This window comes from Pseudomonas sp. B37(2017) (genome assembly GCF_002112885.1).
In the GTDB taxonomy this organism is placed as follows: Bacteria; Pseudomonadota; Gammaproteobacteria; order Pseudomonadales; family Pseudomonadaceae; genus Aquipseudomonas; species Aquipseudomonas paraglycinae.
Window position 1 is genome coordinate 58,827 of the sequence record NZ_NEIX01000014.1, and the last position, 26,217, is coordinate 85,043.

23 protein-coding genes are annotated in these 26,217 nt (G+C 61.7%); 10 read left to right on the top strand and 13 right to left on the bottom strand.

Annotation, left to right across the window (positions count from 1 at the left end; all coding sequences use genetic code 11):
• Nucleotides 1-5: 5 nt before the first annotated feature.
• From pepN to CAF90_RS26100, 6 genes are read right to left on the bottom strand one after another with little or no spacing between them, the layout of a single operon-like run.
• On the bottom strand, nt 6-2,663 hold the full coding sequence (gene pepN / locus CAF90_RS26075) for an aminopeptidase N (protein WP_085608952.1): 2,658 nt from the start codon (nt 2,661-2,663) through the stop codon (nt 6-8).
• 10 nt (nt 2,664-2,673) lie between these two features.
• Nucleotides 2,674-3,504, bottom strand: coding sequence for a DUF2797 domain-containing protein (locus CAF90_RS26080; RefSeq protein ID WP_085608953.1), 831 nt, complete (start codon nt 3,502-3,504; stop codon nt 2,674-2,676).
• Nucleotides 3,501-3,761 carry a YeaC family protein gene (locus tag CAF90_RS26085; protein ID WP_007956913.1) on the bottom strand — a complete coding sequence of 87 codons (261 nt, stop codon included), beginning with the start codon at nt 3,759-3,761 and terminating at the stop codon, nt 3,501-3,503. The genes CAF90_RS26080 and CAF90_RS26085 overlap by 4 nt, the downstream gene beginning before the upstream one ends.
• Nucleotides 3,762-3,792: 31 nt before the next feature.
• Nucleotides 3,793-4,662, bottom strand: a complete 870-nt coding sequence (locus tag CAF90_RS26090; protein ID WP_007956915.1) for a rhomboid family intramembrane serine protease — start codon at nt 4,660-4,662, stop codon at nt 3,793-3,795.
• A complete protein-coding gene (locus CAF90_RS26095) occupies nt 4,659-5,633 on the bottom strand; it encodes a metallophosphoesterase (RefSeq protein WP_371855265.1) in 975 nt (324 codons plus the stop codon). The genes CAF90_RS26090 and CAF90_RS26095 overlap by 4 nt, the downstream gene beginning before the upstream one ends.
• Nucleotides 5,630-6,520 carry an NAD(+) kinase gene (locus tag CAF90_RS26100; RefSeq protein ID WP_007956919.1) on the bottom strand — a complete coding sequence of 297 codons (891 nt, stop codon included), beginning with the start codon at nt 6,518-6,520 and terminating at the stop codon, nt 5,630-5,632. The genes CAF90_RS26095 and CAF90_RS26100 overlap by 4 nt, the downstream gene beginning before the upstream one ends.
• Before the next feature lie 115 nt (nt 6,521-6,635).
• Here CAF90_RS26100 and CAF90_RS26105 point away from each other — a divergent pair, with 115 nt between their 5' ends.
• Nucleotides 6,636-7,586 carry a DUF1853 family protein gene (locus CAF90_RS26105; RefSeq protein WP_085608954.1) on the top strand — a complete coding sequence of 317 codons (951 nt, stop codon included), beginning with the start codon at nt 6,636-6,638 and terminating at the stop codon, nt 7,584-7,586.
• Here CAF90_RS26105 and CAF90_RS26110 read toward each other — a convergent pair.
• Nucleotides 7,583-8,866 carry an arsenic transporter gene (locus CAF90_RS26110; RefSeq protein ID WP_007956922.1) on the bottom strand — a complete coding sequence of 428 codons (1,284 nt, stop codon included), beginning with the start codon at nt 8,864-8,866 and terminating at the stop codon, nt 7,583-7,585. The two genes, CAF90_RS26105 and CAF90_RS26110, sit on opposite strands and share 4 nt — an antisense overlap.
• A gap of 101 nt (nt 8,867-8,967) precedes the next feature.
• Nucleotides 8,968-9,525, bottom strand: coding sequence for an NADPH-dependent FMN reductase (locus CAF90_RS26115; protein ID WP_085608955.1), 558 nt, complete (start codon nt 9,523-9,525; stop codon nt 8,968-8,970).
• Nucleotides 9,526-9,710: 185 nt separating this feature from the next.
• On the opposite strand from CAF90_RS26115, the gene CAF90_RS26120 reads away from it, so the two are divergent.
• Both CAF90_RS26120 and CAF90_RS26125 read left to right on the top strand, forming a co-directional pair.
• Nucleotides 9,711-9,947, top strand: a complete 237-nt coding sequence (locus CAF90_RS26120) for a hypothetical protein (RefSeq protein ID WP_007956926.1) — start codon at nt 9,711-9,713, stop codon at nt 9,945-9,947.
• A gap of 85 nt (nt 9,948-10,032) precedes the next feature.
• On the top strand, nt 10,033-10,926 hold the full coding sequence (locus tag CAF90_RS26125) for a LysR family transcriptional regulator (RefSeq protein ID WP_085608956.1): 894 nt from the start codon (nt 10,033-10,035) through the stop codon (nt 10,924-10,926).
• Here CAF90_RS26125 and CAF90_RS26130 read toward each other — a convergent pair.
• The 5 genes from CAF90_RS26130 to CAF90_RS26150 form a co-directional block, all read right to left on the bottom strand.
• Nucleotides 10,892-11,506: a GNAT family N-acetyltransferase gene (locus CAF90_RS26130; RefSeq protein ID WP_085608957.1), complete on the bottom strand. Its 615-nt coding sequence runs from the start codon at nt 11,504-11,506 to the stop codon at nt 10,892-10,894. The two genes, CAF90_RS26125 and CAF90_RS26130, sit on opposite strands and share 35 nt — an antisense overlap.
• A gap of 14 nt (nt 11,507-11,520) precedes the next feature.
• Nucleotides 11,521-13,776 carry an Orn/Lys/Arg decarboxylase N-terminal domain-containing protein gene (locus tag CAF90_RS26135; protein WP_085608958.1) on the bottom strand — a complete coding sequence of 752 codons (2,256 nt, stop codon included), beginning with the start codon at nt 13,774-13,776 and terminating at the stop codon, nt 11,521-11,523.
• 155 nt (nt 13,777-13,931) lie between these two features.
• On the bottom strand, nt 13,932-14,690 hold the full coding sequence (dnaQ, locus tag CAF90_RS26140) for a DNA polymerase III subunit epsilon (protein ID WP_085608959.1): 759 nt from the start codon (nt 14,688-14,690) through the stop codon (nt 13,932-13,934).
• Between the two features lie 83 nt (nt 14,691-14,773).
• The gene (rnhA, locus tag CAF90_RS26145; RefSeq protein WP_085608960.1) at nt 14,774-15,235 is read right to left on the bottom strand and encodes a ribonuclease HI; all 462 of its coding nucleotides are present in this window, start codon (nt 15,233-15,235) and stop codon (nt 14,774-14,776) included.
• Between the two features lie 92 nt (nt 15,236-15,327).
• On the bottom strand, nt 15,328-16,086 hold the full coding sequence (locus tag CAF90_RS26150; RefSeq protein WP_007956935.1) for a methyltransferase domain-containing protein: 759 nt from the start codon (nt 16,084-16,086) through the stop codon (nt 15,328-15,330).
• Between the two features lie 65 nt (nt 16,087-16,151).
• On the opposite strand from CAF90_RS26150, the gene gloB reads away from it, so the two are divergent.
• The 7 genes from gloB to CAF90_RS26185 all read left to right on the top strand — a co-directional run bounded on the left by gloB (nt 16,152) and on the right by CAF90_RS26185 (nt 26,208).
• Nucleotides 16,152-16,919 carry a hydroxyacylglutathione hydrolase gene (gene gloB / locus CAF90_RS26155; RefSeq protein WP_085609002.1) on the top strand — a complete coding sequence of 256 codons (768 nt, stop codon included), beginning with the start codon at nt 16,152-16,154 and terminating at the stop codon, nt 16,917-16,919.
• 99 nt (nt 16,920-17,018) lie between these two features.
• A complete protein-coding gene (locus CAF90_RS26160) occupies nt 17,019-18,497 on the top strand; it encodes a transglycosylase SLT domain-containing protein (RefSeq protein WP_085608961.1) in 1,479 nt (492 codons plus the stop codon).
• 329 nt (nt 18,498-18,826) lie between these two features.
• Entirely contained in the window at nt 18,827-20,659 is a 1,833-nt protein-coding gene (locus tag CAF90_RS26165; protein ID WP_085608962.1) for an extracellular solute-binding protein, read from the top strand.
• Nucleotides 20,656-22,497 (top strand): extracellular solute-binding protein, encoded by a 1,842-nt coding sequence (locus tag CAF90_RS26170; protein WP_085608963.1) that lies wholly within the window; start codon nt 20,656-20,658, stop codon nt 22,495-22,497. The genes CAF90_RS26165 and CAF90_RS26170 overlap by 4 nt, the downstream gene beginning before the upstream one ends.
• Nucleotides 22,498-22,501: 4 nt before the next feature.
• Nucleotides 22,502-23,575: a microcin C ABC transporter permease YejB gene (locus CAF90_RS26175; protein WP_085608964.1), complete on the top strand. Its 1,074-nt coding sequence runs from the start codon at nt 22,502-22,504 to the stop codon at nt 23,573-23,575.
• A gap of 1 nt (nt 23,576) precedes the next feature.
• A complete protein-coding gene (locus tag CAF90_RS26180) occupies nt 23,577-24,596 on the top strand; it encodes an ABC transporter permease (protein WP_007956945.1) in 1,020 nt (339 codons plus the stop codon).
• Between the two features lies 1 nt (nt 24,597).
• Nucleotides 24,598-26,208, top strand: coding sequence for an ABC transporter ATP-binding protein (locus CAF90_RS26185; protein ID WP_007956946.1), 1,611 nt, complete (start codon nt 24,598-24,600; stop codon nt 26,206-26,208).
• The last annotated feature ends 9 nt before the right edge of the window (nt 26,209-26,217 follow it).

Consider the following 26,217-nt stretch of genomic DNA (forward strand, 5'->3'; position numbering starts at 1 on the left):
CAGCTTCAGGCAAGGCTTTTGCTGACCACTTCATACACATCACTGGACAGCTGCCCCGAAGCCAGAATCCGCTCCAGCTCCCCCCTCATCAGCGCCTGACGAGCGCCGTCATACTTGCGCCAGCGTGTCAGCGGCGCCAGTTGACGCGAAGCGATCTGCGGGTTGAAGCCGTTCAGTTCGATCACCAGATCCGCGAGGAAGCGATAGCCCGAACCGTCCGCCGCATGGAAGTTGATCAGGTTCTGCCCGGCAAAAGCACCGACCAGCGCGCGCACCTTGTTCGGGTTCTTGATGTTGAACGCCGGGTGCTGCATCAGCGCTTTCACGCGCTCCAGACCGCCCGGCAAGGTGCTGCCGGCCTGCACGCTGAACCACTGATCCATGACCAGCGGATTGTCCTTGAAGTGCTCGGCGAAACTGGCCAGGGCTTTGGCTTTCTGCTCGTCGAACGGCGAGTTGACCAGTACCGCCAGCGCGGTCAGGCGTTCGGTCATGTTGTCGCAGCTGTCGAACTGTTCCAGCGTTGCCGCCAGCACTTCCGGCTTGCCGCTGAGCATCAGGTACGACAGCGCGATGTTCTGCAATGCGCGACGGGCGAAATGCTCGGCCTCTGCCACGTACGGGGTTTGCTTCGACAGGTCGCGGTTGGCCTGATAACGCAGCCACAAGGCTTCAAACAGGTTGTCCGCCAGTTGCTGACGGGCGAACTCGCGGGCGGTGTGGATCGCGTCCACGTCGGCGATTTCGCTGATTTCGGTCAGGTAGGCTTCGCTTGGCAGCGAGAGCATTTCCGCGACCATCGCCTGATCCAGCGACTCGTCCGACAGCACGGTGCGCAGCGCGGAAACCAGACGTGGGTCGAGCACCAGGCTTTCGCCCTTCTGCTGCTGGCCGATCAACTCTTGCAGCACCTGCACCGACAGTTGCTGGCCGGCATCCCAGCGGTTGAAACCGTCGCTGTCGTGTTGCATCAGGAACATCAACTGATCGCGGTTGTACGGGAAGCTCAGTTTCACCGGCGCCGAGAAGCCGCGCAGCAACGAAGGCAGCGGCTGTTCGGCAATGTCGACGAAGGTGAAGGTCTGTTCGGCTTCGGTCACCGAGATCACTCGGCTAGTGCCTTGGGCCGAGGCTTCGCCGGACAGACGCAGGGCAATCTCGTTGCCCTGACTGTCGAGCAGGCCCAGCTCCACCGGGATCACGAACGGCAGCTTTTCAACCTTGTCCGGGGTTTCCGGGCAGCTCTGGCGGAAGGTCAGTCTGTAGGTTTTCGCAGCACCGTCGTAAGACTCGCTCACCGCCAGACGCGGTGTGCCGGCCTGGCTGTACCAGCGCTTGAACTGGGTCAGGTCCACGCCATTGGCATCTTCCATGGCCTTGATGAAGTCATCGCAGGTCACGGCCTGGCCGTCATGGCGTTCGAAGTACAGGTCGCTGCCCTTGCGGAAGCCTTCGGCGCCCAGCAGGGTGTGGATCATGCCGACCACTTCCGAGCCCTTTTCGTACACGGTCAGGGTGTAGAAGTTGGAAATCTCGATGAAGCTGTCCGGGCGCACGGCGTGGGCCATCGGGCCGGCATCTTCGGCGAACTGGTGGGTACGCAGGTACGCCACGTCCTGAATGCGCTTGACCGTGGCCGAGTTCATGTCGGCGGAGAAGCCGGAATCGCGGAATACGGTGAAACCTTCCTTCAGCGACAGCTGGAACCAGTCGCGGCAGGTCACGCGGTTGCCCGACCAGTTGTGGAAGTATTCGTGGGCGACGATCGCTTCAACGCGCTGGTGCGCGGCGTCGGTGGCGGTTTCGGCACGGGCCAGCACGGCGCTGGAGTTGAAGATGTTGAGGCCCTTGTTCTCCATCGCGCCCATGTTGAAGTCGTTCACGGCGACGATCATGAAGATGTCCAGATCGTACTCGCGACCGTAGACCTCTTCGTCCCAGCGCATCGACTTCTTCAGGCTGTTCATGGCGTGCTGGCACTTGTCGATGTTTTCCGGCTCGACATAAATGCGCAGCGCCACGTTGCGGTTGGTCATGGTGGTGAAAGAGTCTTCAACGCACCACAAGTCACCGGCCACCAGCGCGAACAGGTACGCCGGTTTCATGAACGGGTCTTCCCAGGTCGCCCAGTGCCGGCCGTCTTCGCCGGGACCGCTGGCGATCGGGTTGCCGTTGGACAGCAGCACCGGATAGCTGTGCTGCTCGGCGACCACGGTGGTGGTGAACTTGCTCATCACGTCCGGGCGGTCGAGGTAATAGGTGATCTTGCGGAAACCTTCGGCCTCGCACTGGGTGCAGAACATCGTGCCGGACTTGTACAGGCCTTCCAGTGCGGTGTTGGTTTCCGGGTGGATCTTGACACTGGTGTCGACCGTGAAGGTTTCGCTGGCCGGTTGCAGGGTCAGGTGGTTCTCGGTCAGTTGGTAATCGTCGGCGCTCAGTTCCTGGTCTGCCAGGGTCACCGAGAGCAATTCCAGTTGCTGGCCATCGAGCACCAGCGGCGGCAGGCCCGGGCCTCGGGCCGGGTTGCGGCGCATCACCAGTTGCGCGTGGACCAGGCTGTGGTCCTCGAACAACTCGAAGGTCAGGTGTGTTTCATCGATCAGGTACTCGGGCGCCTGATAGTCCTTCAGGTAAATCATCTTCGGTTGTTCGGTGCGCATGCTGAAGTCCTTATTGATGCACGGCGAGCTGATAGGCCGTGTACTTGCGAATGTTGATCACGCCGGTGTCGAAGATCAGGTACTGGCCCTTGATCCCCAACAGCGTGCCTTCGGCAATCGGGTTCTTGTCCAGGTTGAAGCTGACGATCTTGGCCGGGTACTGCTCGACCGGGTAACGGATTTCCAGCGGCTCGACATCGGTGACCGGCTGAATCGCCTGCAGACCGAAACGCTCCTGCAAGCCTTGCAGGCCTTCGGCGCAGCTGGCGAACAACTGATCGCGCACCTGCGCCAGATCCACCGCCGCCGCATCACCCTTTAGCAAGGCGCGCCAGTTGGTCTTGTCCGCCACCTGGCTGCGGAACAGGTCTTCGACGAACCCCGACTGCTGCCGCGTGGAAACGCGCATGATCGGCAACGCCTGACTGGCGCCCTGATCGAGCCAACGAGTCGGCAGTTGAGTTGCGCGAGTGATGCCGACCTTGATCCCCGACGAATTGGCCAGGTAGACGACGTGGTCGGTCATGCAGAACTTCTCGCCCCACTCAGGCTCCCGGCAGGTGCCGGCCTCGAAGTGGCAGCGTTCCGGGCTCATGATGCAGATGTCGCACTGGGCCAGTTTGGTCATGCACGGGTAGCAGTAACCCTGACTGAAACTGGTCTTGGTCTTGCGCCCGCAATGGGTGCAGTGGATCGCCCCCAGGTATTCCAGACGCACCGTGCTGCCGATCAACGGGTTGACCGGCACCTCGACGTCATCCAGACGAAACGCGTATTGCACGTTCGGCCCGTCCAGGCGCGCCGACATTTTACTGATTGCACCGCGGCCGATCTCGATCAATGGATGGCGTCCGACTTGAACAGGATGTTCGGCACTTCGATCGACTTCGACGCACATTCCTGCGGGCCCATGTAACCGGTGCGCTCTTCTTCGGGCAGGTTCTGCATTTCCCAGGCGATCATCGCCTGCAACGACAGTTCACGCTGTTCGGCGGTGAGTTTGCCACCGTCCGACCACTTACCGATCTCCACGGCCAGTTTCAGGCTCTGGTAGATATCCGGGGTGATGTTCTTGATCAAATCGTTAAAAGAGGACATCAGGGTCTCCGTGCTCTTTATTCAAAAAAATTCAGGCGGCCAGTTTACGGCGGTTGTACAAACCGCCCAACAAACCGGTGAAGCATCCGATGAGTAACCCGCCGACGTGGGCGGCGTTGGCGATTTCGCCGAAACCGATCATCGAGATCAGCCCGGACATGCACACCAGCAACCACACCAGCATCATCACCAGCACGCCGCGCGGCAGGCGATAGGCCGGGTTCGGCGCCAGCAACTGGAAGATCCAGCAGTGACCGAGCAATCCGTAAAGTACGCCGGACAGGCCGCCGAACAGGCTCGGGCCGCCCCACGCGAACTGCGCATAGTTGGAAACGAGGCCGAACAGCAGCGTCAGGCCGATCAGGTTGACGCTGCCCTGGCGCGACTCGATGCGCCGCCCCAGCTCCCAGTACCACATGCCGTTCATGGCCAGGTGCAGGATGCCGAAGTGAATCAGCATCGGCGTGAACAGGCGCCACCACTGCCCCGCCGCCAGGCTGTCGGCCAGCGGTGTGAAGTGGATGTAGTCGCCGACCACGCGGAAATCGAGGAAGGTCAGCCAGCGCATCGTCTCGAGGTTGTCGCCGAGAAAGGTCAACCCGCCGACGATCAGGCTCAGCAGCAGAATGAACCCGGTGGCTTTGGCATGTTTCAGTTGCTCGGCAAAGCTCGGGCGCTTGAACGTCGGCGCCACCGGAATTTCCAGTTGCTGATCCGGGTCACCCGCCGGGAAACGCTCGTACAGCGAACGTACGTCGTCGCTGATTTCCGAGGGCACCCACAACACCTGCTCGCCCGCCTCTTCACTGACGCGATGGGGCACTTGCATGCGTTGCAGCAGTTTGACGAACCCACTCAGGTCCGCCGCCAACGGCACACGCAAGACGGCTATGGCACTCATCGCAGCACCTCCGGCCGCTCGACGTCGACCCAGACAAATTTATGCGGATCGAGGCGGGTTTCCTGATCCAGACGATAGGCCACCAGTTTGCCGTACAGCACCGCGCTGTAATCCAGGCACGCGAGGTTCGGGCGGATCGGCGCCGGTTTGCCGCTGCGCCAGTAGTGGCCGACGAACAGCAATGGCTCATCGACGCCGTAGCGCAGCAGGGAATTCTTTTCGCTGGAGGTCAGCGGCTTTTGCGCCACCGGTTCCGGCAGTGCATCTGGCTGGAACACGATGTCGCCGTAGGTCTGCGGGTCGTCTTCCCAGAACTTGGTGCGGAAGAACGAACGCACCAGGCCGTCGCCGCTGGTCATGGTCAGGCCATCCGGCAGGCGCATGTCGGTGCCGCGCAGCAGGCGATCGAACACGGTGCAGGCGAAACTGCCCGGTACGGCCGAGGCCTGGAGGAAGTGTTCATCAATGCAGCCGTCGGGGAACAGCGCGCGCAGCGGCTCGATCAGGCCGGCATCCCAGCAGGCATGCACCACGCGGAAACGCCCGGCGTCGACGAACAGCGGCAATTTGTAGAACCACTGCTGGAAGTCGTGCCAGTCGCCCGGATGGTCTTCGAACTGGGTCAGGGTTTCATGCAGCAGACGGGCATGGCGCGGGGTGTGTTCACGGACGAACTGCTTGCCGCTGCCCGGAGGCGCCGGGGTGCTCCAGCCGAGCGCGTTGAATTCGTGGTTGCCCATGATGCACAACGCCTGACCGGCCTCGACCATGTCATGAACGATGTGCAGCGCCTCGCGAATCCGCGGGCCACGGTCGATGATGTCGCCGACAAACACGGCCATGCGCGATGGATGCCGCCAGACCCCGCCCTGCTTGTGGTAACCGAGTCGGTCCAGCAGGTGTTCCAGGGTCAGGGCGCATCCGTGCACGTCACCAATCAGGTCATAACTGCGCGCGGGATCGAGCATCAGTCGCCTCCACCACCCAACTTGCTGCCCCAGCCGAGCTTGGTGCGGCAGACTTCGTAGTAGTTGTGGTCGAGCGGATGGATCAGCCGCAGCTTCTGCGCTTTCTTGCTGACGGTGATGGTGTCGCCCGGCGCGCAGGTGAAGTGGTTCTGCCCGTCGCAGGAGACCTGCGGGTAGATCTGCATATCTTTGGACACGACGATTTTCAGCTCACTGTTGCCATCGACCACGATCGGTCTGCCCGACAAGGTATGGGGGTACATCGGCACAATCACAATAGCGTCAAGCTTGGGATGCATGATCGGGCCGCCGGCGGACAGTGCGTACGCGGTGGAACCGGTCGGAGTCGACACGATCAGGCCGTCAGCCTTCTGGCTGCAGACAAACTGGCCGTCGATGTACAGCTCGAACTCGATCATCCGCGTCGATTTGCCCGGGTGCAGCACCACGTCGTTCAGCGCATCGCCCTGACCGATGGCCTCGGCGTGGCGACGGACTTCGGCCTGCAGCAGGAAACGGTTTTCAACCAGATAATGGCCGTCGAGCACTTCGGCGACCTTGATTTCCAGCTCGTCGGGGCGGATGTCGGTGAGAAAGCCGAGGCTGCCACGGTTGATCCCGAGCACCGGAATATTGTGCTTGGCCAGTGCCCGCGCAGCGCCGAGCAGGCTGCCGTCACCGCCGACCACGATGACCATGTCGCAGACTTCGCCGAGCATCTTGCGCGACGAGGTTTGCAGGCCATGGCCCGGCAGGACTTCGGCGATGGTGTCTTCGAGAATCACATGCAGGTGACGATCGAGCAGGAAGCGTTTCAGTCGGCGGACGGTATCCAGCACCTGGGAGCTGCCCAGGCGACCGATGATGCCGATATTACGAAATTGCTCCATGGGACTCCTGCGGGGGACTGAGACGGCGAAAAGCACGATTATGGGCGAAAGCGCCGGATAGACAAAATCCTTTCAGCCCCGAGGATGCACCGGTGTTTGAGGCTATGCTCGCAAGATGATCCTATTTCCCGATTTGCTGCAGTTGCCCCACCAGTTACGCCACCCCGAGGTGCGTGATCTGGCGTGGGTGATCCTCGCCCCGCCGATGCTCGCCGCTACCCCGTGGCCGCAGCGCCATCCGCTGGCGGGCAGCGACTGGGTCAGCGACCCCGAGCGTCTGGAACACTGGCTGCGCCAGCTCGACCGCGACAGTTACGGCCTGCTGCACTGGCTGTCCCAGGCCCGCACCCGGCGCCTGGGCCTGTATTACGAGCGGTTGTGGCAATTTGCGGTGGAACACGCGCCGGGCATCGAACTGATCGCCGCCAACCTGCCGATCCGCCGCGAAGGCCACACCCTCGGCGAGCTGGACATGCTGCTGCGCGACCGCGACGGCGTGCATCACCTGGAACTGGCGATCAAGCTCTACCTCGGCCCGCAGAACGGCGACGGTCATGATCCGGCGTCATGGCTGGGACCGGGCTGTCATGATCGGCTGGATCGCAAACTGGCGCATTTGAGCGAGCATCAGCTGCCGATCTCCGCGCGCCCGGAAAGCCGCGAAGTGCTGGCGGCGCTGGATGTCGGGTCGTTCAGTGCGCAATTGTGGCTTGGCGGGTACTTGCTGTATCCGTGGCCCGGCCAGTCCGTGCCGCCCAGCGGCGCCCACCCGCAGCATTTGCGCGGCAGCTGGCTGCATCAGAAAGACTGGCCAGCGTTTGTCGCCCAGCGCCCGGACGGACGCTGGCAACCCCTGCCCCGCCACGCCTGGCTCGCGCCGGCGCACTACCCGGCGGACCAGACCTGGAGCAACGGCCATTTGCAGGCCTGGCTCGATGAACTCGAACCGCTGGCCCCGGCGCAACTGATGGTGCGCCTGACCGAAAATGCCCGGGGCGAGTGGGAAGAAGCCGAGCGGCTGTTTCTGGTGTCGGATCTGTGGCCGAACGTGCCGGGGCAGAATTAAACCGACAACCGCACAGCCAGTGCGGCCAGCGTCACCAGCAACACCGGCACCGTCAGCACAATCCCGACCTTGAAGTAATAACCCCAGCCGATCCGGATGTTCTTGCGCTCCAGCACATGCAGCCAGAGCAAGGTCGCGAGACTGCCGATCGGGGTGATTTTCGGCCCCAGGTCGCTGCCGATCACGTTGGCGTAGATCATCGCTTCTTTCACCACACCCGTGGCCTGGCTGGCATCGATCGACAGTAACCCGACCAGCACCGTCGGCAGGTTGTTCATGATCGATGACAACAAGGCCGTCAGCACCCCGGTGCCCATCGCCGCGCCCCACACACCGTGACCGGCAAACACATCGAGCCACCCGGCCAGATAATCGGTGAGCCCGGCGTTGCGCAGACCGTAGACCACCAGGTACATGCCCAGCGAGAAAATCACGATCTGCCACGGCGCCTCTTTCATCACCTTGCGCGTCGAGATCTTGTGCCCGCGCGCGGCAATCGCCAGTAACAGCGCAGCGCACACCGCCGAGATCGCGCTGATCGGAATCCCCAGCGGTTCCAGCGCGAAACAGCCGATCAACAGAATCAGCAACACCGCCCAACCGGCGTAGAACGTGGCCTTGTCGTGAATGGCGGTTTCCGGGTGCTCAAGCTGTTCCGGGTCGTAACTCTTGGGAATGTCACGGCGGAAGAACCACAGCAGCATGCCCAGCGTGGCCGCGACGCTGACGAAGTTGACCGGCACCATCACCGCCGCATAGCGGTTGAATCCGATGTGGAAGAAGTCGGCCGAGACGATGTTCACCAGGTTCGACACTACCAGCGGCAGGCTCGCGGTGTCGGCAATGAAGCCCGCGCCCATGACGAACGCCAAAGTCGCCGCCGGGGAAAAGCGCAGGGCCAGCAGCATGGAAATCACGATCGGCGTGAGGATCAGCGCCGCGCCGTCATTGGCGAACAGCGCCGACACCAGCGCGCCGAGCAGCACCATGAAAGCAAACAGCTTGCGCCCGCTGCCCCGCCCCCACCGCGCTACGTGCAACGCGGCCCAAGCGAAGAACCCGGCTTCGTCGAGCAACAGGCTGATGATGATCAGCGCCACGAACGTGCCGGTGGCGTTCCAGATGATTTGCCACACCAGCGGGATGTCGCTCAGGTGCACCACACCGAAAATCAGCGCAATGATGGCGCCGAACGTTGCACTCCAGCCGACCCCGAGGCCTTTGGGTTGCCAGATCACCAGGGTAATGGTCAGCAGGAAAATCAGTGACGCAGCGAGCATTCGCGACAGCCTTAAATAAAAGGGAAAGAATCAGACCACACAAAAAAACCTGTGGAAGCCAGCTCCCACAGGTTCGTTATCGTGTCAGAAATATTGCCAGATCACTTCTTGTGCTGCGCCACCCACTCACCAAAAGCATTGATGAAACTTTGCAGGAACGGCTTCACCGACTCGTTCAGCTTGCCCGCCTCGTCGAACGCCGTGCCCGCGCCGCCCAGGTAGGCTTCCGGCTGCTGCATGCATGGCACGTTGAGGAATACAAAGGACTGACGCAGGTGCTGGTTGGCGCCGAAACCGCCGATGGCACCCGGCGAAACGCTGATCACCGCACCCGGTTTGCCGCTCCAGACAGCCTTGCCATAAGGCCGCGAACCGACGTCGATGGCGTTCTTCAAAGGCGCCGGCACCGAGCGGTTGTACTCCGGGGTGACAAACAGCAGAGCGTCGGATGAACCCACTTTTTGCCGGAAAGTGCTGTAGGCTGCCGGCGGTGAATCGCCGTCGATGTCTTCGTTGTAGAGTGGCAGATCGCCAATTTCGACAATGTTCAGCTTGAGATTGGCCGGTGCCAGTTCCGCCAGCGCCAGGGCGACCTTGCGGTTGATGGACGCCTTGCGCAGGCTGCCGACCACTACTGCGACGTTATAGACATTGCTCATTGGAAGACTCTCGACTGTCCGTGGGAGGAGCCAGTAGTTATAGATGATCCGGCGACGATTCCACCAGACGCCGAAGGTTATTTCCTGCGTCTGGAATATTTTTTTCCTGTAGGAAAACTTACCAAGCTTGATGAAGGTCTACCAAGCCGCAAATCAAGCGTTTTATCTCCAGAGGTTCTAAGCAGATGGCAGCAGTACTCGTCGGTCAGTTCCATGCAAGAGATGCGGAAGGCCGCGTTTATTCCGTGCATGAGTTCCAGGAATCCAACCCGTCGGCAGACGGTTTCACCGGCACGGAGCCCGTTACCACCTACAAACTGGCGATTGGCGACCGCGTCAACAAGATCGACGACAACGAGTTTTTGCTGGTTCAGTCGGGCATCACCCTGATCCGCGAACCCGAGCCATCGGTCGCTTCATAACCGATCGTTATGAGCAGAAGTCATCCGCGCCGAGTTGGGGTAGGATTCAGCCACTGACCCCAACGGCCGGACATGGACTTCACGCATGCGTTTACGTCATATCGAAGTGATTCAGGCGCTTTTGCAGACCGGTCACGTGGGCACCGCCGCCGAATGGCTGCAACTAGCGGCGCCCGAGGTCGAAGAGCGTTTGCGCGAAGCCGAGAGTCAGCTTGGTTTCATGCTGTTCGCCAGCGTACGCGGACGACTTCAGCCAACCCCGGAGGCCCGGGCGCTGCAAGTCGAGATCGGCCACATCTATGAAGCGCTGGAGCCGGTGCAACGGCTGGCCAGCAGCCTCAAGCAATACCTCGCCCCGCCCCTGCGGATCATCGGCACCCCGCCGCTGGCCCAGCAACTGCTGCCGCAAAGTCTCGCCGCCCTGCGCCGTCGCTTGCCAGACGTGCCCTGCACCCTGCTCAGCGAACCGACCCGCGACATCGTCCGCCACCTGCTGCTGCGCGACAGCGATCTGGGCCTGAGCCTGCACGACCCACAACACCCCGACATTGATTGCCAGCCACTGGCCCAGGGCAAGTTGCAATTGCTTGCGCCGCACGGCTGGCTGCAGCCGAAGCAGAAATACATTTCCCTGCAGGATCTGGCCGGCCAGGCGATGGTCGGCCTCGAAGGCCAGGACCCGCTGAGCCCGGCCCTGGAAAACAAGCTCCAGGCCCTGCGCCCGGCGCCGACCATCCAGACCCGGGTGCAGACCCACCAGATGATGCGCAGCATGGTCGAGGCCGGCGAAGGCCTGGCGATCGTCGACCCGTTCACCGCCCTCGGCGCACGGGCGGGCGGTCTCGACGTCTGCCCGCTGTCGCCGGCGGTGCCGATCAGCCTCTATGCCCTGACCTTCAAACACGCCACGCCGTCAGCGGCGATTCAGACGCTGCTCGGGATCGTCACGGAACAAGCCGAGGCGATGCTGGCGAACTGATCGGATTTTCCAGCGGGTTATCGAACAATCGATACCAGAACAGCGCCACTTCGGCGGTGTTTGGATCGATGCCGCGATAACGCAGGTGGTCGATGCCGCCGATCACATACCCGCAACGCTCATACAGGCGGCAGGCGCCGAGGTTGTTGTTCTGGGTTTCCAGCATGATCCCCGGCAGCTTTTTCTTGCGGCTCCAGAACTGCGCCACGTCGAGCAAGGCCTTGGCCACACCATGGCGCCGCGCCGGGGCGTGCACCGCCAGTTCATCGATATGGGCGAAGCAGTTCCAGTTGGTGCTGATCACCAGATGACCGACCGGCTCGTCCTCCAGATACGCCATGAAAATCGCGCTGTCGGCGGCGTCGCGAAAGCTGCTGAACTCCTCCGGATCGATGCCGTAGCACTTGCGATACGGCACGATGGACGTCACGGCCCATTGCGCCACGGGCTTGCCGATTTCAGCCGCGCCGTAGGCAGCCACCTCGAAGCTGAAATCGCTGCCCCAGATATATTCGGCAAAACCCTCGTCGGCGACCCGCACCGACAGCCCCGGGTATTTCGGATTCATGACCGGTTGCATACTCGGAAAAGCCCTCATTCCTTGACGCAATCGACGGTGTATTGCCGCCCATTGCCCTCATCTTCGTGTTGCAGACCGTGCACATCGACCACGAACCCCGGAAACGTTGCGTCGAACGTGCGGGCAAACCTGAGGTATTCGATGATCGAGCGCGTGGATTCGGTAAAACGTTCGCCGGGCATGATCAGCGGAATCCCCGGCGGATAAGGCACCAGCATCACCGCCGCCACTCGGCCTTCCAGCTCGTCGATCGGCACTGCCTCGACTTCGCCGCGCACCAGTTGATCGTAAGCGTGGGCCGGTTTCATGGCGATTTCCGGCAGCACGGTGTACATGCGTTTGAGATGTTTGGCGGTGGCGTTGCTGCGATAGCAGGCGTGGAGCTGATCGCACAGATCGCGCAGGCCCATGCCGCGATAGCGCACAGGATCTTCCTGCGCGACACACTTGAGGCAGGTATCGAGGCTGACGTTGGCGTCGTAGCTGCGCTTGAACTCCAGCAGTTCGGTCAGCAGCGTGCTCCACTTGCCCTTGGTGATGCCCATGGAGAACAACACCAGAAACGAATACAGGCCGGTTTTCTCGACCACCAGTCCGCGCTCCCAAAGGAAGCGGCTGACCACGGCCGCCGGGATGCCCTTGTCGCTCAAAGCGCCGCCGGCGGTCAGGCCCGGCATGACCAGAGTGACCTTGATCGGGTCGAGCAGTACGTAGTCGTCGCTGACCTCGCCGAAACCGTGCCAGTCCGCGTCGGGTTGCAGCAGCCAGTCCTCGGTCTGCACCCGGTCGATGCCCTCGACGCCCGGCGGCTGCCAGATCGAGAACCACCAATCGTCAGCGGCGATGTGCTGGCGCAGGTTGGCCAGCGCCCGGCGAAAGCTCAGGGCTTCGTCGAAGGTTTCCTGTAGCAGCGAGCGCCCGGCCGGTCCTTCCATCATCGCCGACGCCACGTCCAGCGAGGCGATGATGCTGTACTGCGGCGACGTCGAGATGTGCATCATGAACGCTTCGTTGAACCGGTCGCGATCCAGTTGCCGCGCGCCGCCATCCTGCACATGAATCATCGAAGCCTGGCTGAACGCCGCCAGCAGTTTGTGGGTGGAATGGGTGGTGAACACCAGCGGACTGTCCTCGCTGCGCGAGGTGGCCATGCCGTAACGGCCGGCAAAGAATTCGTGAAACGCCGCATAGGCGTACCAGGCCTCGTCGAAGTGCAGGACTTCGACGCTGTTGCCCAGACTCTGCTTGATCAGCTCGGCGTTGTAGCAGAGGCCGTCGTAGGTGGAGTTGGTGATCACCGCCAGTTTGACTTTCGGCTCGCGGCCCTTGGTCAGCGGGCTCGCATCGATCTTGGCCTGGATCGATTCGCGGCTGAATTCACTCAACGGGATCGGGCCGATGATCCCCAGCTCATTGCGTTCCGGACAGAGGTACAGCGGAATCGCACCGGTCATGATGATCGCGTGCAGCACCGACTTGTGACAGTTGCGATCCACCAGCACCAGATCATCGCGCCCGACCATCGAGTGCCAGACGATCTTGTTGGCGGTCGAGGTGCCATTGATCACGAAAAAGGTGTGATCGGCGCCGAAATTGCGCGCGGCTCGCGCTTCCGCCTCGGCCAGCGGCCCGGTGTGGTCGAGCAGCGAGCCCAACTCCGGCACCGAGACCGACAGATCCGAGCGCAGGGTGTTTTCCCCGAAGAACTGGTGAAACGCCTGCCCCACCGGACTCTTGTGATAAGCCACGCCACCGCCATGCCCTGGGGTGTGCCAGGAATAATTGGAATCGGCCGTGTGCTGCACCAGCGCCTTGAAGAATGGCGGCAACAGCCCGTCCAGATATTTACGCGCAGCCCGCGCCACTTGCCGGGCGAGAAACGGCACCGTGTCCTCGAACAAGTAGAGAATGCCGCGCAACTGATTTAGCTCGGCCATGGCATCGGCCGGGGCATTCTCCAGGGTGACTTGCTCGCCAAGGGCAAATATCGGCAGATCCGGCGCCCGCACCCGGGCCAGACCGATCAGTTCGGCCATGTTCTGCAACAGGTGGGAATTGGTGCTGGCGTCTTCGGCGGCGATCAGCATGCACGCCAGACCATGGTGGGTCGACGCCACCAGCCGGCCTTCGGTGTAGTCCGTGGCCGAAACGATACTGAAACCTTCCAGCTCCAGCTCTCGGGCGATTCCGCGGATGCGGTCACCGGCAACCGTGTCGGCCTTGATGTCGCGGTGGACGATCAATACCGGGAACTTCAGATCTTTGTACATGGGGCTCAGTGTCCTGAGGCGGCGGAGAGTGATCTGCCAATGTCCTCAGGGTAGAGGGTCGGAGCGGATGTGGCGAGGGTGGCCAGTTGTCAGTACTGCCAAAAACAAAGGATCGTCCAGACACGGCTTGAGTGTCCGGACGATCCTTTTTTGCCTTACGCCTGAGCTTCGGCTTCCAGCAGCTGAGTCCACAGCGCCGGGGCGCCGGCCGACTTGGCGATGATTTCCAGACGTACCTGATGTTCGGCCAGCTCGGCTTCGGTGGCGCGAATGACTCGCCCCGGCTGACGATCTGCCGGCAGACGACGGATTTCGGTGGCGGAGTTGTCCGCGCCATTGCCCGTGCCATTGCCGTCGGAGGCGTTGCCGGCCAGCGACAGGCTGGTCTGGCCGCCGGTCATGGTCAGGTAGACGTCGGCGAGAATCTCCGAGTCGAGCAATGCGCCGTGCAGCTCACGGCCGGAGTTGTCGACGCCGTAGCGTTTGCACAAGGCATCGAGGCTGTTGCGCTGACCCGGGTGACGCTCCCGGGCCATCATCAGGGTGTCGAGGATCGTGCAGTGCTGCGTGATGTCCGCGCGATCCTGCTGGCCCATCAGGGCGAATTCGTTGTTGATGAAGCCAACGTCGAACGCCGCGTTATGGATGATCAACTGCGCGCCGTTGATGAACTCGAAGAACTCGTCGGCCACTTCGGCGAAACGCGGCTTGCCGACCAGGAATTCGTTGGTGATGCCGTGAACGCCGATCGCGCCCTCGTCACTCTCGCGATCCGGTTGCAGATAAACGTGAAAGTGCCGGCCCGTCAGGCGTCGACCGATCAGCTCGACACAACCGATTTCGATAATCCGGTGGCCGTCGGTCACCGGCATGCCGGTGGTTTCGGTATCGAGTACAACGGATCTGGTGGCCATCAGTGTTCAGCTCTCAACGGGGGTCAATCGTGCAAAAGCGGCGATGTTAACACGCTCGCCGGAAGGGTTTCAGTGGTAAGGACTCAGCTCTGCTTGTAACCGCGAACCTCATCCACTCCACGGTTGGCCAACTGGTCGGCGCGTTCGTTGCCGTGGTGGCCGATGTGGCCGCGGACCCATTTCCAGGTGACCTTGTGGCGGCTGACCTGCTCGTCGAGCTCTTTCCACAGGTCGGCGTTTTTGACTGGCTCCTTGGCGGCGGTTTTCCAGCCGCGTTTCTTCCAGTTGGCCATCCACTCGTTGATGCCTTTCATCACGTATTGCGAGTCGGTCACCAGCAGCACTTCGCACGGACGCTTGAGGGCTTCCAGGCCGCGAATCGCGCCGAGCAGCTCCATGCGGTTGTTGGTGGTGTTGGCTTCGCCGCCCCACAGTTCCTTTTCGACGCCCTTGCACACCAGCAAGGCGCCCCAGCCGCCCGGGCCGGGGTTGCCCTTGCAGGCGCCGTCAGTGAACAGTTCTACGCTATCGACGCTTTCGCTCATGCCAGTCTATCCAGAAAAATACGTGGCCTCGCCGATCACGGATCGACAATGGCCGAGGCCGGGGATTGACCCGGCCATCAATAAAAGAAGGTTTACGGTTCGATGCGCCGGCGGTTGACCTTGGCCATCGGCAGCGGAATCAGCTTGCCCATCGGCTCGCGGCGTTCCTGGCGCACCGGACGCAGGCCGACCACGATCTTGCGCGCGACCAGCAGATAGAAGCCGCCGCCCGACAGTTGCCAGTCGCCGGCCTTGCGTTCCCAGCCGGCCAGACGGGCCTGCCACTTGGGTGACGCGAGCGGCGGACGATAGCACCCGAAGCGGCGTTTCTCCAGCGCGAAGCCCAGCAGGTTGAGCCAGTCCGCCACCCGTGACGGCGAGATGCAGCGCGCCTGACGCAACGCATCATGGGCGAACACATGGCGCAGCCCCCAGGTGCTCCAGGGGTTGATGCCGACGATCAGCAGATGCCCGCCGGGGCGCACGCTGCTGGCCGCTTCGCGCAAAAGACCGTGGGGCGACAGGCAGAAATCCAGGCCATGCTGCAACACCACCACGTCGGCGGCGTGCTCGCTCAATGGCCAGGCCTGTTCTTCGCAGACGATCTCCACGCCCGGCAACGGCGCGCCCAACCGCACATTGCGCTGTACCTGCGGCGCCGACGGCGGTGTTTCGGCGGACGGGCCGTAATGCACCAGATAACCACCGAAGAACCGCCCCAGCTCGTCTTCGAGCATGCGCCGTTCTTCGTCCAGCAGAAATTGCCCGAGGGGGCCGGACAGCCATTCACGGGCTGCACCGATCAGCGCGAGCCAGTCAGGATCGGCCTGAGCGAACGCTTTATCGATCATTGCATTCTCCAACACGCCAGGAACCTCTAAGATGCGCCAATGTTACCCGCTTGGCGAATTCGACGATGATACAGATCAGTGCCCTGCCCGCCTTCACCGACAACTACATCTGGTTGTTACAGGATCATGCCACCCAGCGTTGCGCAGTGGTCGATCCGGGGGATGCCGCCCCCGTGCAGGCGTGGCTCGACGCGCATCCGGGCTGGGTGCTCGGCGACATTCTCATCACTCACCATCACCACGACCATGTCGGCGGCGTCGAGACACTGAAAAAGGCCACCGGCGCCACGGTCTACGGACCGGCCAGCGAAAGCATTCCGGGGCGCGACGTGGCCCTCAAGGACAACGACACGGTGCGCGTGCTCGGCTGGGACTTCGAAGTCTATGCCGTGCCCGGCCACACCCTGGGACACATCGCCTACTACCATCACGGCCTGCTGTTCTGTGGCGACACCCTGTTTGCCGCCGGCTGCGGCCGCCTGTTCGAAGGCACGCCGCAACAGATGCACCATTCGTTGAGCCGTCTTGCGGCGCTGCCGGAAGACACGCTGGTCTACTGCACCCACGAATACACCCTGAGCAACCTGAAATTTGCCGCTGCCGTGGAGCCGGGCAACCGGGACATCGCCGCCCGTCTGGAAAAAGTCAGCCAGCAACGTGCCAGCGGCGTCATGACCCTGCCCTCGACCCTCGCACTGGAAAAGCTCACAAACCCGTTTTTGCGCACCAGTGAAATATTAGTTACACAAAAAGTGGACGAACGGAACGGCCCTCAAAACCGGGCGCCGAGTGAGGTTTTTGCGGCTCTGCGGGCATGGAAAGATACGTTCTAAGTGGCTCACCGCTTGGTACAAAAATTCTGAATGGTTGACCGCAGGGGGTGCGCTTTCTAGAATCGCCCGACATTTTTGCCCGGAACTTACTTCCAGCCAATGTCGTCATCCATACGTAAGTCCGTCAATTCAGATGCTTTGACCCGCCTGGCGCAAGCCATCGCGGTGGCTGTGTCCGCCACACTGGCGGGCTGTTCCAGCCATGCTCCGCAGACTGAAGCGACACATACGCCGAACATTGCTGCGCGAGCCAAGCAGAAGCCTATCTGGTTGTCGGAAAAGCCCAGCCCGCAGGTTCCTCAGGACATCTGGGAACGTATGCGCGGCGGTTTTCAGCTACAGGATGGTCTGGGTGTAAACCCGCGCATCGAGCAACAGCGCCTGTGGTTCGCCAGTAACCCTTCCTTCCTCGAGAACGCCGGCGAACGCGGCAGCCTCTACATTCATTACATCGTCGAGCGCCTCGAAGAACGCAACATGCCGCTGGAACTGGCCCTGCTGCCGGTCATCGAAAGCGCCTACAACCCGATGGCCTATTCCCGGGCCGACGCGGTGGGCCTCTGGCAGTTCATCCCTTCCACCGGGCGTTACTTCAACCTGCGTCAGACCCGTTTCTACGATGGCCGTCGCGACATCACCGCGTCGACCACGGCAGCAATGGACTACCTGACCCGCCTGCACGACATGTTCAACGGTGACTGGCTGCTGGCCCTGGCCGCGTACAACGCCGGTGAAGGCACGGTCAGCCGCGCCATCGAGCGCAACGAAAAGCTCGGCTTGCCGACCGACTACTGGAACCTGCCGCTGCCGGCGGAAACCCAGGCTTACGTGCCAAAACTGCTGGCGCTCTCGCAAGTGGTTCTGACGCCTGAAGCCTATGGCGTGAACCTCAACCCGATCGCCAACGAACCTTACTTCCAGGTCGTCGAAATCAACCAGCGCATGGACCTGTCCAAGGTCGCGGCGGTGGCCAACATCGACGAAGACGAGCTGTTCCAGCTCAACCCGGCGTTCAAGCAGCGCACCACCATCGACGGCCCGCAGCACCTGCTGGTGCCGACCTCGAAGGCGCAACTGCTGACCGCCAGCCTGCAGACCATGCGTCCTGAAGAGCTGATCAGCCCGCGTTCGCTGAAACCGGTGTTCGAAGGCGCCGATCCGAGCGAGGTCGCCCAGGCCAAGCGCGCCTATCGCGTCAAGCGTGGCGACAACCTCGGTTCCATCGCCAAGGCCAACAAGGTCGAGGTCAAGGACCTGCAACGCTGGAACAAGCTGACCGGCAAGAACCTCAAGGTCGGCCAGACCCTGGTCATGCGCGACACCACCCAGCGCACGCCTACCCGCAAGAGTGGCGGACGCATCAATACGGTTGTCGCTGCCAACAGCAAGACCAGCAGCAAGGCCAAAGACAAGGACGACACCAAGCAGCAGACCCAGTACAAGGTCAAACGTGGCGACACGCTGTACGTGGTGGCCAAGCGCTTCAACGTCGAGATGCAACACCTCAAGCGCTGGAATCCGGGCGCCGGCAAGGCACTCAAGCCTGGGCAGATGCTCACGGTCTACCAGCCGCACTGACAAAGAGCCCCTGAATTTCAGGGGCTTTTTTTGGTTCGAATTTTGCGGTGCCATTAAGATCCACCCCTCACCCCAGCCCTCTCCCCAAGGGGGCGAGGGGGAAAGGGAGCCGATTGGGGGCTTTTCCAATCCTGAGCTCGGCTCGATATTTCAGGTCGGCGTACATCTCATAAACACCTCGGTCAGTCCCCTCTCCCTCCGGGAGAGGGCTAGGGTGAGGGGCTCTTGGCCTTGTCGATTAACCCCACATTAACCTCTGTCTTTTTCCTGTCCATACAAGCTGTTACTGTACGGCCCACAAAGCCCAAGCCGCCTGGATCGGATCTGACTTGAAGCGTCCCCTCCTCCTGCTCCTGATCAGCCTGGCCTTGAGCTCCCCCGTCAGCGCGACGATCACCGAAAGCCACGGTTATGCGCAGTTCGGCACGCTCAAGTACCCGGCCAGATTTACCCACTTCGACTGGGTCAACCCGCAAGCGCCCAAGGGCGGCACCTTGCGGGTGATGGCGTTTGGCACCTTCGATACGCTCAACCCCTACACCTTCAAGGGCACCAGCCCGGTCACCACGGCGAATTTCCTGCAATACGGCATCAATGAGCTGAACGAGCCATTGATGGTCGGCACCGGGCAATACGCACCGTCCGGGGACGAGCCGGCCTCCAGTTACGGCTTGATCGCCCAGTCGGTGGAGTACAGCGAAGATCGCAGCTGGGTGGTGTTCAATCTGCGCCCGCAAGCGCGCTTCCACGATGGCACGCCGATCACCGCGTACGACGTGGCGTTCTCATACCGTTTGCTGCTCAAGGAAGGTCATCCGCTGTATCGCACCGCCCTTCAGGAAGTGCTCCGCGTCGATATCCTCAACCCGCAGCGCATCCGCTTTGTGCTCAAGCGCAGCGGCAATCCGTTGCTGATCCTGCGCCTCGGCGAATTGCCGGTACTGCCCCAGCATTACTGGAAGGGTCGCGACTTCAAGGCCACTACCTTCGAGCCGCCGCTGGGCAGCGGGCCGTACCGCATCACCTCGGTCACGCCGGGGCGGCAGTTGATTTTCGAGCGGGTCAAGGATTACTGGGGCAAGGACCTGCCGGTCAATCGCGGCAAGTACAACGTCGACCGCATGGAAGTCGAGTTCTACCGCGACAGCGATGTGGCCTTCGAAGCATTCAAGGCCGGCGAGTTCGACATCTATATCGAGCATCAGGCCAAGAACTGGGCCAACGGCTACAACTTCCCGGCGATCCGTCGCGGCGACGTGATCAAGGCGCAGATCCCCCACCAGATCCCGACCCAGAGTCAGGGTCTGTTCATGAACACCCGGCGCCCGGCCTTTGCCGATATCAAGGTGCGCGAAGCCCTGGGCCTGATGTTCGATTTCGAGTGGACCAATCGCGCCCTGTTCAGCGACGCCTACAAACGCACCACCAGCTACTACCCCAACAGCGAATTCAGCGCCGTCGGCCTGCCGGTCGGCCATGAATGGCTGATGCTCAAGCCGTACAAGGATCAACTGCCGGCGCGCCTCTTCACCGAACCGTTCACGCTGCCGCAGACCGATGGGCGCGGCATTCCCCGGGAAACCATGCGCAAAGCCCTGGCGTTGCTGGCCGAGGCCGGCTGGAAGCTCAACGGCCAGCGTCTGCAGAACACCGCCGGCCAGCCGCTGCGTTTCGAGCTGTTGCTGGTCAATCCGAATCTTGAGCGGATCCTCCAGCCGTACATCGAGAACCTCAACAGCATCGGCATCGACGCGCGCCTGCGCACGGTGGATCGCGCCCAGTACAAACAGCGTCTGGATCAGTTCGATTTCGACATGATCCTGATGACCCTCAACCAGACGCTCAGCCCGGGGCTGGAACAGTGGCAGTACTTCCACTCCAGCCAGGTCGGGGTCAAGGGCAGCAAGAATTACGCGGGCATCGCCAACCCGGTGGTCGATCATCTGCTCGAGCAACTGCTCGCCGCCCGCACCCGCGATGAACAGGTCGCCGCCGGCAAGGCACTGGACCGCGTGCTGCTCTGGCAGCACTACAGCATTCCCAACTGGTACCTCAATTATCACCGTCTGGCGTACCGCAACCGGTTCGCCTTCGTCACCACGCCGCCCTACACCCTGGGCCTGAGCGCGTGGTGGCTGAAATCTTCGGAGAAAGATCGATGAAGCCTATCCGCGCCCTGCTCGTGCAGGCCAGCGGTCTGCTGTTCGCCGGGCTGGCCTTTGCCGCTCCGCAACACGCCGTGACCCTGTACAACGAGCCGCCGAAATACCCCGCCGACTTCAAGCACTTCGATTACGTGAACCCCGACGCGCCCAAGGGCGGGATCTTCCGCCAGGCCGGTTTCGGCGGCTTCGACAGCCTCAACCCGTTCATCAGCAAAGGCGTGCCGGCGGACGATATCGGCCTGATCTACGACACCCTGGCCAAACAGGGTCTGGACGAGCCGTTCACCGAATACGGCCTGATCGCCAGCAAGATTGAAAAAGCCCCGGACAACAGCTGGGTGCGCTTCTACCTGCGTCCCGAAGCGAAGTTTCATGACGGCCATCCGATCCGCGCCGAAGACGTAGTGTTCAGCTTCCAGACGCTGACCAAGGAAGGTGCACCGATGTATCGCGGCTACTACGCCGACGTTGAGCAAGTGATCGCCGAAGATCCGCTCAAGGTGCTGTTCAAGTTCAAGCACACCAACAACCGCGAATTGCCGCTGATCCTCGGTCAGTTGCCGGTGCTGCCGAAACACTGGTGGGCCGAGCGTGATTTCAACAAGGGCAACCTGGAAATTCCTCTCGGCAGCGGCCCGTACAAGGTCACCCAAGTGAAGGCCGGGCGTTCGGTGCGTTACGAGCGGGTCAAGGATTACTGGGGCAAGGATTTGCCGGTGAATCGCGGCTTCTACAACTTCGACGTGATGACCACCGACTATTACCGCGACAACACCGTCGCACTGGAAGCCTTGAAAGCCGGGCAGTTCGATTACTGGCTGGAAATGGCGGCGAAAAACTGGGCCAACGCCTACAACGTGCCAGCAGTGACCGAAGGGCGGCTGATCAAGGAACAGATTGCCAACAGCAACCCGACCGGCATGCAGGGCTTCGTCTTCAATCTGCGCCGCCCGGTGTTTCAGGACGTGCGGGTACGCCAGGCCCTCGGTCTGCTGTTCGACTTCGAATGGACCAACAAGCAATTGTTCAACGGCGCTTATGCACGCACCCGCAGTTACTTCGAAAACTCGGAAATGGCCGCCACCGGCCTGCCTGATGCAGAGCAGGTGGCGATCCTCGATCCGTTCCGCAGCCAGTTGCCGGCGCAGGTGTTCAGCGAAGCCTTCGAAAATCCGAAAACCGACGCCAGCGGCATGATCCGCACGCAACAGCGCGAGGCGTATCAGTTGCTGCAAGAGGCTGGCTGGAAAATCGTCGACGACAAAATGGTCGACGCGACCGGCAAACCGGTGATCATCGAATTCCTCCTGGCGCAGACCGAATTCGAACGCGTGTTGTTGCCGTTCAAGCGCAACCTCAGCGACCTCGGTATCGATCTGGTGATTCGCCGTGTCGACGTGTCGCAATACGTCAATCGCGTGCGCTCGCGCGACTTCGACATGATGGTCGGCAGCTTCCCGCAGTCCAACTCGCCGGGCAACGAGCAGCGCGAGTTCTGGATGAGCGCTGCGGCCGACAAGGCCAGCAGCCGCAACTCGATGGGCCTCAAGGACCCGGTAGTCGATCATCTGGTGGAGAACCTGATCAACGCCGATTCGCGCAAAAGCCTGGTGGCCCACGCCCGCGCCCTCGACCGTGTGCTGCAATGGGGTTACTACGTGATCCCGAACTGGCACATCAAAACCTGGCGCGTGGCGTACTGGAACCACATTGGCCACCCTAAAGTCTCCCCCAAGTACGACATCGGCATTAACACCTGGTGGGTCAAACCCGATGCGAAACCTGCGGTAGAAGTCGAAACCCAACTGCAAGCCGACCCTGTGGGCACGGAGTAATCAGATGCTGGCGTACATTTTTCGGCGACTGCTGCTGATCATCCCGACCCTGTTCGGCATTTTGCTGATCAACTTCGTGATCATCCAGGCCGCGCCCGGCGGGCCGGTGGAGCAGATGATCGCCAAGCTCGAAGGCTTCGAAGGCGCCACCAGCCGCATTGCCGGCGGCGGTGCCGAAGTGTCGGTGGCCGGCTCTTCCTATCGCGGTGCACAGGGTCTGGACCCGGCGCTGATCAAGGAAATCGAGAAGATGTACGGGTTCGACAAGTCGGCCCCGGAACGTCTGTGGATCATGGTCAAGAACTACGCCCGGCTGGATTTCGGCGACAGCTTCTTTCGCGACGCCAAGGTCATCGACCTGATCAAGGAAAAGATGCCGGTATCGATCTCGCTGGGGCTGTGGAGCACGCTGATCATGTACCTGGTGTCGATCCCGCTGGGGATCGCCAAGGCCACGCGGCACGGCAGTCATTTCGACGTCTGGACCAGTTCGGCAATCATTGTCGGCTATGCGATTCCGGCGTTCCTGTTTGCAATTCTGCTGATCGTGGTGTTTGCCGGCGGCAGTTATCTGGACTGGTTTCCTTTACGCGGACTGACCTCGAACAACTTCGATGAACTGGGCCTGGGCGGCAAGGTTCTCGATTACTTCTGGCACCTGGCGCTGCCGGTGACGGCGCTGGTGATCGGCAACTTCGCGACCATGACCCTGCTGACCAAAAACAGCTTCCTTGACGAGATCAACAAGCAATACGTGGTCACCGCCAAGGCCAAGGGCCTGACCCGCCACCGCGTGCTCTACGGCCATGTGTTCCGCAACGCGATGCTGCTGGTGATTGCCGGTTTCCCGTCGGCGTTCATCGGCATCTTCTTCACCGGCTCGTTGCTGGTGGAAGTGATCTTCTCCCTCGACGGCCTTGGTCTGATGAGTTTCGAAGCGGCGATCAACCGCGATTACCCGGTGGTGTTCGGCACCCTGTTCATCTTCACCCTGCTGGGGCTGGTGGTGAAACTGATCGGCGACCTCACCTACACCCTTGTCGATCCGCGCATCGACTTTGCCAGCCGGGAGCATTGAGATGAACCTGTCCCCTCTCAACCGCCGGCGCTTCGAACTGTTCAAGGCCAACAAGCGTGGCTGGTGGTCGCTGTGGCTGTTCCTGATCCTGTTCGGCCTGAGCCTCGGTGCCGAGCTGATCGCCAACGACAAACCGCTGGTGGTGCACTACGACAACAACTGGTACTTCCCGGCGATCAAGCGTTACCCGGAAACCACCTTCGGCGGCGAATTTCCGCTGGAAGCCAACTACAAGAGCCCGTACATCCGCGAACTGCTCAAGGCCAAGGACGCGTGGGTGCTGTGGGCGCCGATTCCGTTCAGCTATCAGAGCATCAACTACGACCTGAAAGTCCCAGCCCCCGCCCCGCCGTCGGCGGACAACCTGCTGGGCACCGACGATCAGGGCCGCGATGTACTGGCGCGGGTCATCTATGGCTTCCGCGTGTCGGTGCTGTTCGCCCTGACCCTGACCGTGCTCAGCTCGATCATCGGCGTGATCGCCGGCGCCTTGCAGGGTTTCTATGGCGGCTGGGTCGATCTGGCCGGCCAGCGCTTTCTCGAGATCTGGTCGGGTTTGCCGGTGTTGTACTTGCTGATCATCCTCGCCAGTTTCGTCCAGCCGAATTTCTGGTGGCTGCTGGGAATCATGCTGCTGTTCTCGTGGATGAGCCTGGTGGACGTGGTGCGCGCCGAGTTCCTGCGCGGGCGCAACCTCGAATACGTGCGTGCGGCCAGAGCGCTGGGCATGCAGAACGGCGCGATCATGTTCCGCCACATCCTGCCCAACGCCATGGTTTCGACCATGACCTTCATGCCGTTCATCCTGACCGGCGCCATCGGCACCCTCACCGCCCTGGACTTCCTCGGTTTCGGCTTGCCGGCCGGCAGTCCGTCGCTGGGTGAACTGGTGGCCCAGGGCAAATCCAACCTGCAGGCGCCGTGGCTGGGCATGAGCGCGTTTGCGGTGCTGGCGCTGATGTTGAGTTTGCTGGTGTTCATCGGCGAGTCCGCTCGCGATGCCTTCGACCCGAGGAAGTGACATGAATCAGGACAATCTGATCGAAATCCGCGACCTGGCCGTCGAATTCGGCATCGGTGATCGCGTGCAACGGGTGGTCGAAGGCGTGAGTTTCGATATCAAGCGCGGCGAAACCCTGGCGTTGGTGGGCGAGTCAGGCTCGGGCAAGTCGGTGACGGCGCATTCGATCCTGCGCCTGCTGCCCTACCCGCTGGCGCGGCATCCGGCCGGCAGCATCAACTATTCAGGGCAAAACCTGCTGGAGCTGGGCGAAAAGACCATCCGTCACATTCGTGGCAACCGGATCGCGATGATCTTTCAGGAGCCGATGACCTCGCTCAACCCGCTGCACTCGATCGAGAAGCAGATCAACGAAGTGCTGGGCATCCACAAGGGCCTGACCGGCAAGGTCGCGACCAAGCGCACGCTGGAGCTGCTGGAGATGGTCGGCATCCCCGAGCCGCACAAGCGCCTCAAGGCCCTGCCCCACGAACTGTCCGGCGGCCAGCGCCAGCGTGTGATGATCGCCATGGCCCTGGCCAACGAGCCGGAACTGCTGATTGCCGACGAACCGACCACTGCGCTGGACGTGACCGTTCAGCTGAAAATCCTCGACCTGCTCAAGGAATTGCAGGCCCGATTGGGCATGGCGCTGTTACTGATCAGTCACGATTTGAACCTCGTGCGAAGAATTGCGCATCGAGTATGTGTCATGCAGCGCGGTTGCATCGTCGAACAGGCATCGTGCGAAGAGCTGTTCCGTTCGCCGCAGCATCCGTACACTCGGGAACTGCTTGGCGCGGAGCCCAGCGGAGGCCCGGCGAGCAATAAAATCGGGGCGCCGCTGCTTGAAGTCGAGGATCTGAAAGTCTGGTTCCCGATCAAGAAAGGCCTGCTCAAGCGCACGGTGGATCACGTCAAGGCAGTGGACGGCATCAATTTCAGCCTGCCTCAGGGTCAGACTCTGGGGATTGTGGGGGAAAGCGGTTCCGGTAAATCCACCCTCGGTCTGGCGATCCTGCGGTTGATCGGCAGCAAAGGTGCGATCCGTTTTGAAGGCAAGCAGCTAGACTGCCTGACGCAAAGCGAAGTCCGGCCGTTGCGTCGGGAGATGCAGGTGGTGTTTCAGGATCCGTTTGGCAGCCTGAGCCCGCGGATGTGCGTGAATGACATCGTTGGCGAAGGCCTGCGGATCCACAAGATGGGCACCGCCGCCGAGCAGGAAGCGGCGATTATTGCGGCATTGAAGGAGGTAGGTCTGGATCCGGAAACCCGGCACCGCTACCCCCACGAATTTTCCGGTGGGCAACGGCAGCGGATTGCCATAGCCCGGGCTTTGGTGCTCAAACCGGCGCTGATCCTGCTGGACGAGCCGACTTCGGCCCTCGACCGGACGGTGCAGCGGCAAGTGGTGGAGCTGTTGCGTTCACTGCAAGCCAAGTACAACCTGACGTATTTGTTCATCAGCCATGACCTGGCTGTTGTGAAAGCGCTGAGCCACCAGCTGATGGTGGTCAAGCATGGCCAAGTGGTCGAACAGGGAGACGCGCAAAGTATCTTTGCCGCCCCCCAACATCCGTATACACAGCAGTTGCTGGAGGCCGCTTTCCTGGCACCAGCCACTGCGCAATAACCTGAAAGA

Excerpts from the sequence above, each read along its gene's own strand:
- pepN (WP_085608952.1), bottom strand. The coding sequence starts at position 2,663 with ATGCGCACCGAACAACCGAAGATGATTTACCTGAAGGACTATCAGGCG.
- CAF90_RS26085 (WP_007956913.1), bottom strand. The coding sequence starts at position 3,761 with ATGTCCTCTTTTAACGATTTGATCAAGAACATCACCCCGGATATCTAC.
- CAF90_RS26090 (WP_007956915.1), bottom strand. The coding sequence starts at position 4,662 with ATGAGTGCCATAGCCGTCTTGCGTGTGCCGTTGGCGGCGGACCTGAGT.
- CAF90_RS26100 (WP_007956919.1), bottom strand. The coding sequence starts at position 6,520 with ATGGAGCAATTTCGTAATATCGGCATCATCGGTCGCCTGGGCAGCTCC.
- CAF90_RS26105 (WP_085608954.1), top strand. The coding sequence starts at position 6,636 with ATGATCCTATTTCCCGATTTGCTGCAGTTGCCCCACCAGTTACGCCAC.
- CAF90_RS26110 (WP_007956922.1), bottom strand. The coding sequence starts at position 8,866 with ATGCTCGCTGCGTCACTGATTTTCCTGCTGACCATTACCCTGGTGATC.
- CAF90_RS26115 (WP_085608955.1), bottom strand. The coding sequence starts at position 9,525 with ATGAGCAATGTCTATAACGTCGCAGTAGTGGTCGGCAGCCTGCGCAAG.
- CAF90_RS26120 (WP_007956926.1), top strand. The coding sequence starts at position 9,711 with ATGGCAGCAGTACTCGTCGGTCAGTTCCATGCAAGAGATGCGGAAGGC.
- CAF90_RS26125 (WP_085608956.1), top strand. The coding sequence starts at position 10,033 with ATGCGTTTACGTCATATCGAAGTGATTCAGGCGCTTTTGCAGACCGGT.
- CAF90_RS26130 (WP_085608957.1), bottom strand. The coding sequence starts at position 11,506 with ATGCAACCGGTCATGAATCCGAAATACCCGGGGCTGTCGGTGCGGGTC.
- CAF90_RS26135 (WP_085608958.1), bottom strand. The coding sequence starts at position 13,776 with ATGTACAAAGATCTGAAGTTCCCGGTATTGATCGTCCACCGCGACATC.
- dnaQ (WP_085608959.1), bottom strand. The coding sequence starts at position 14,690 with ATGGCCACCAGATCCGTTGTACTCGATACCGAAACCACCGGCATGCCG.
- rnhA (WP_085608960.1), bottom strand. The coding sequence starts at position 15,235 with ATGAGCGAAAGCGTCGATAGCGTAGAACTGTTCACTGACGGCGCCTGC.
- CAF90_RS26150 (WP_007956935.1), bottom strand. The coding sequence starts at position 16,086 with ATGATCGATAAAGCGTTCGCTCAGGCCGATCCTGACTGGCTCGCGCTG.
- gloB (WP_085609002.1), top strand. The coding sequence starts at position 16,152 with ATGATACAGATCAGTGCCCTGCCCGCCTTCACCGACAACTACATCTGG.
- CAF90_RS26160 (WP_085608961.1), top strand. The coding sequence starts at position 17,019 with ATGTCGTCATCCATACGTAAGTCCGTCAATTCAGATGCTTTGACCCGC.
- CAF90_RS26170 (WP_085608963.1), top strand. The coding sequence starts at position 20,656 with ATGAAGCCTATCCGCGCCCTGCTCGTGCAGGCCAGCGGTCTGCTGTTC.
- CAF90_RS26175 (WP_085608964.1), top strand. The coding sequence starts at position 22,502 with ATGCTGGCGTACATTTTTCGGCGACTGCTGCTGATCATCCCGACCCTG.
- CAF90_RS26180 (WP_007956945.1), top strand. The coding sequence starts at position 23,577 with ATGAACCTGTCCCCTCTCAACCGCCGGCGCTTCGAACTGTTCAAGGCC.
- CAF90_RS26185 (WP_007956946.1), top strand. The coding sequence starts at position 24,598 with ATGAATCAGGACAATCTGATCGAAATCCGCGACCTGGCCGTCGAATTC.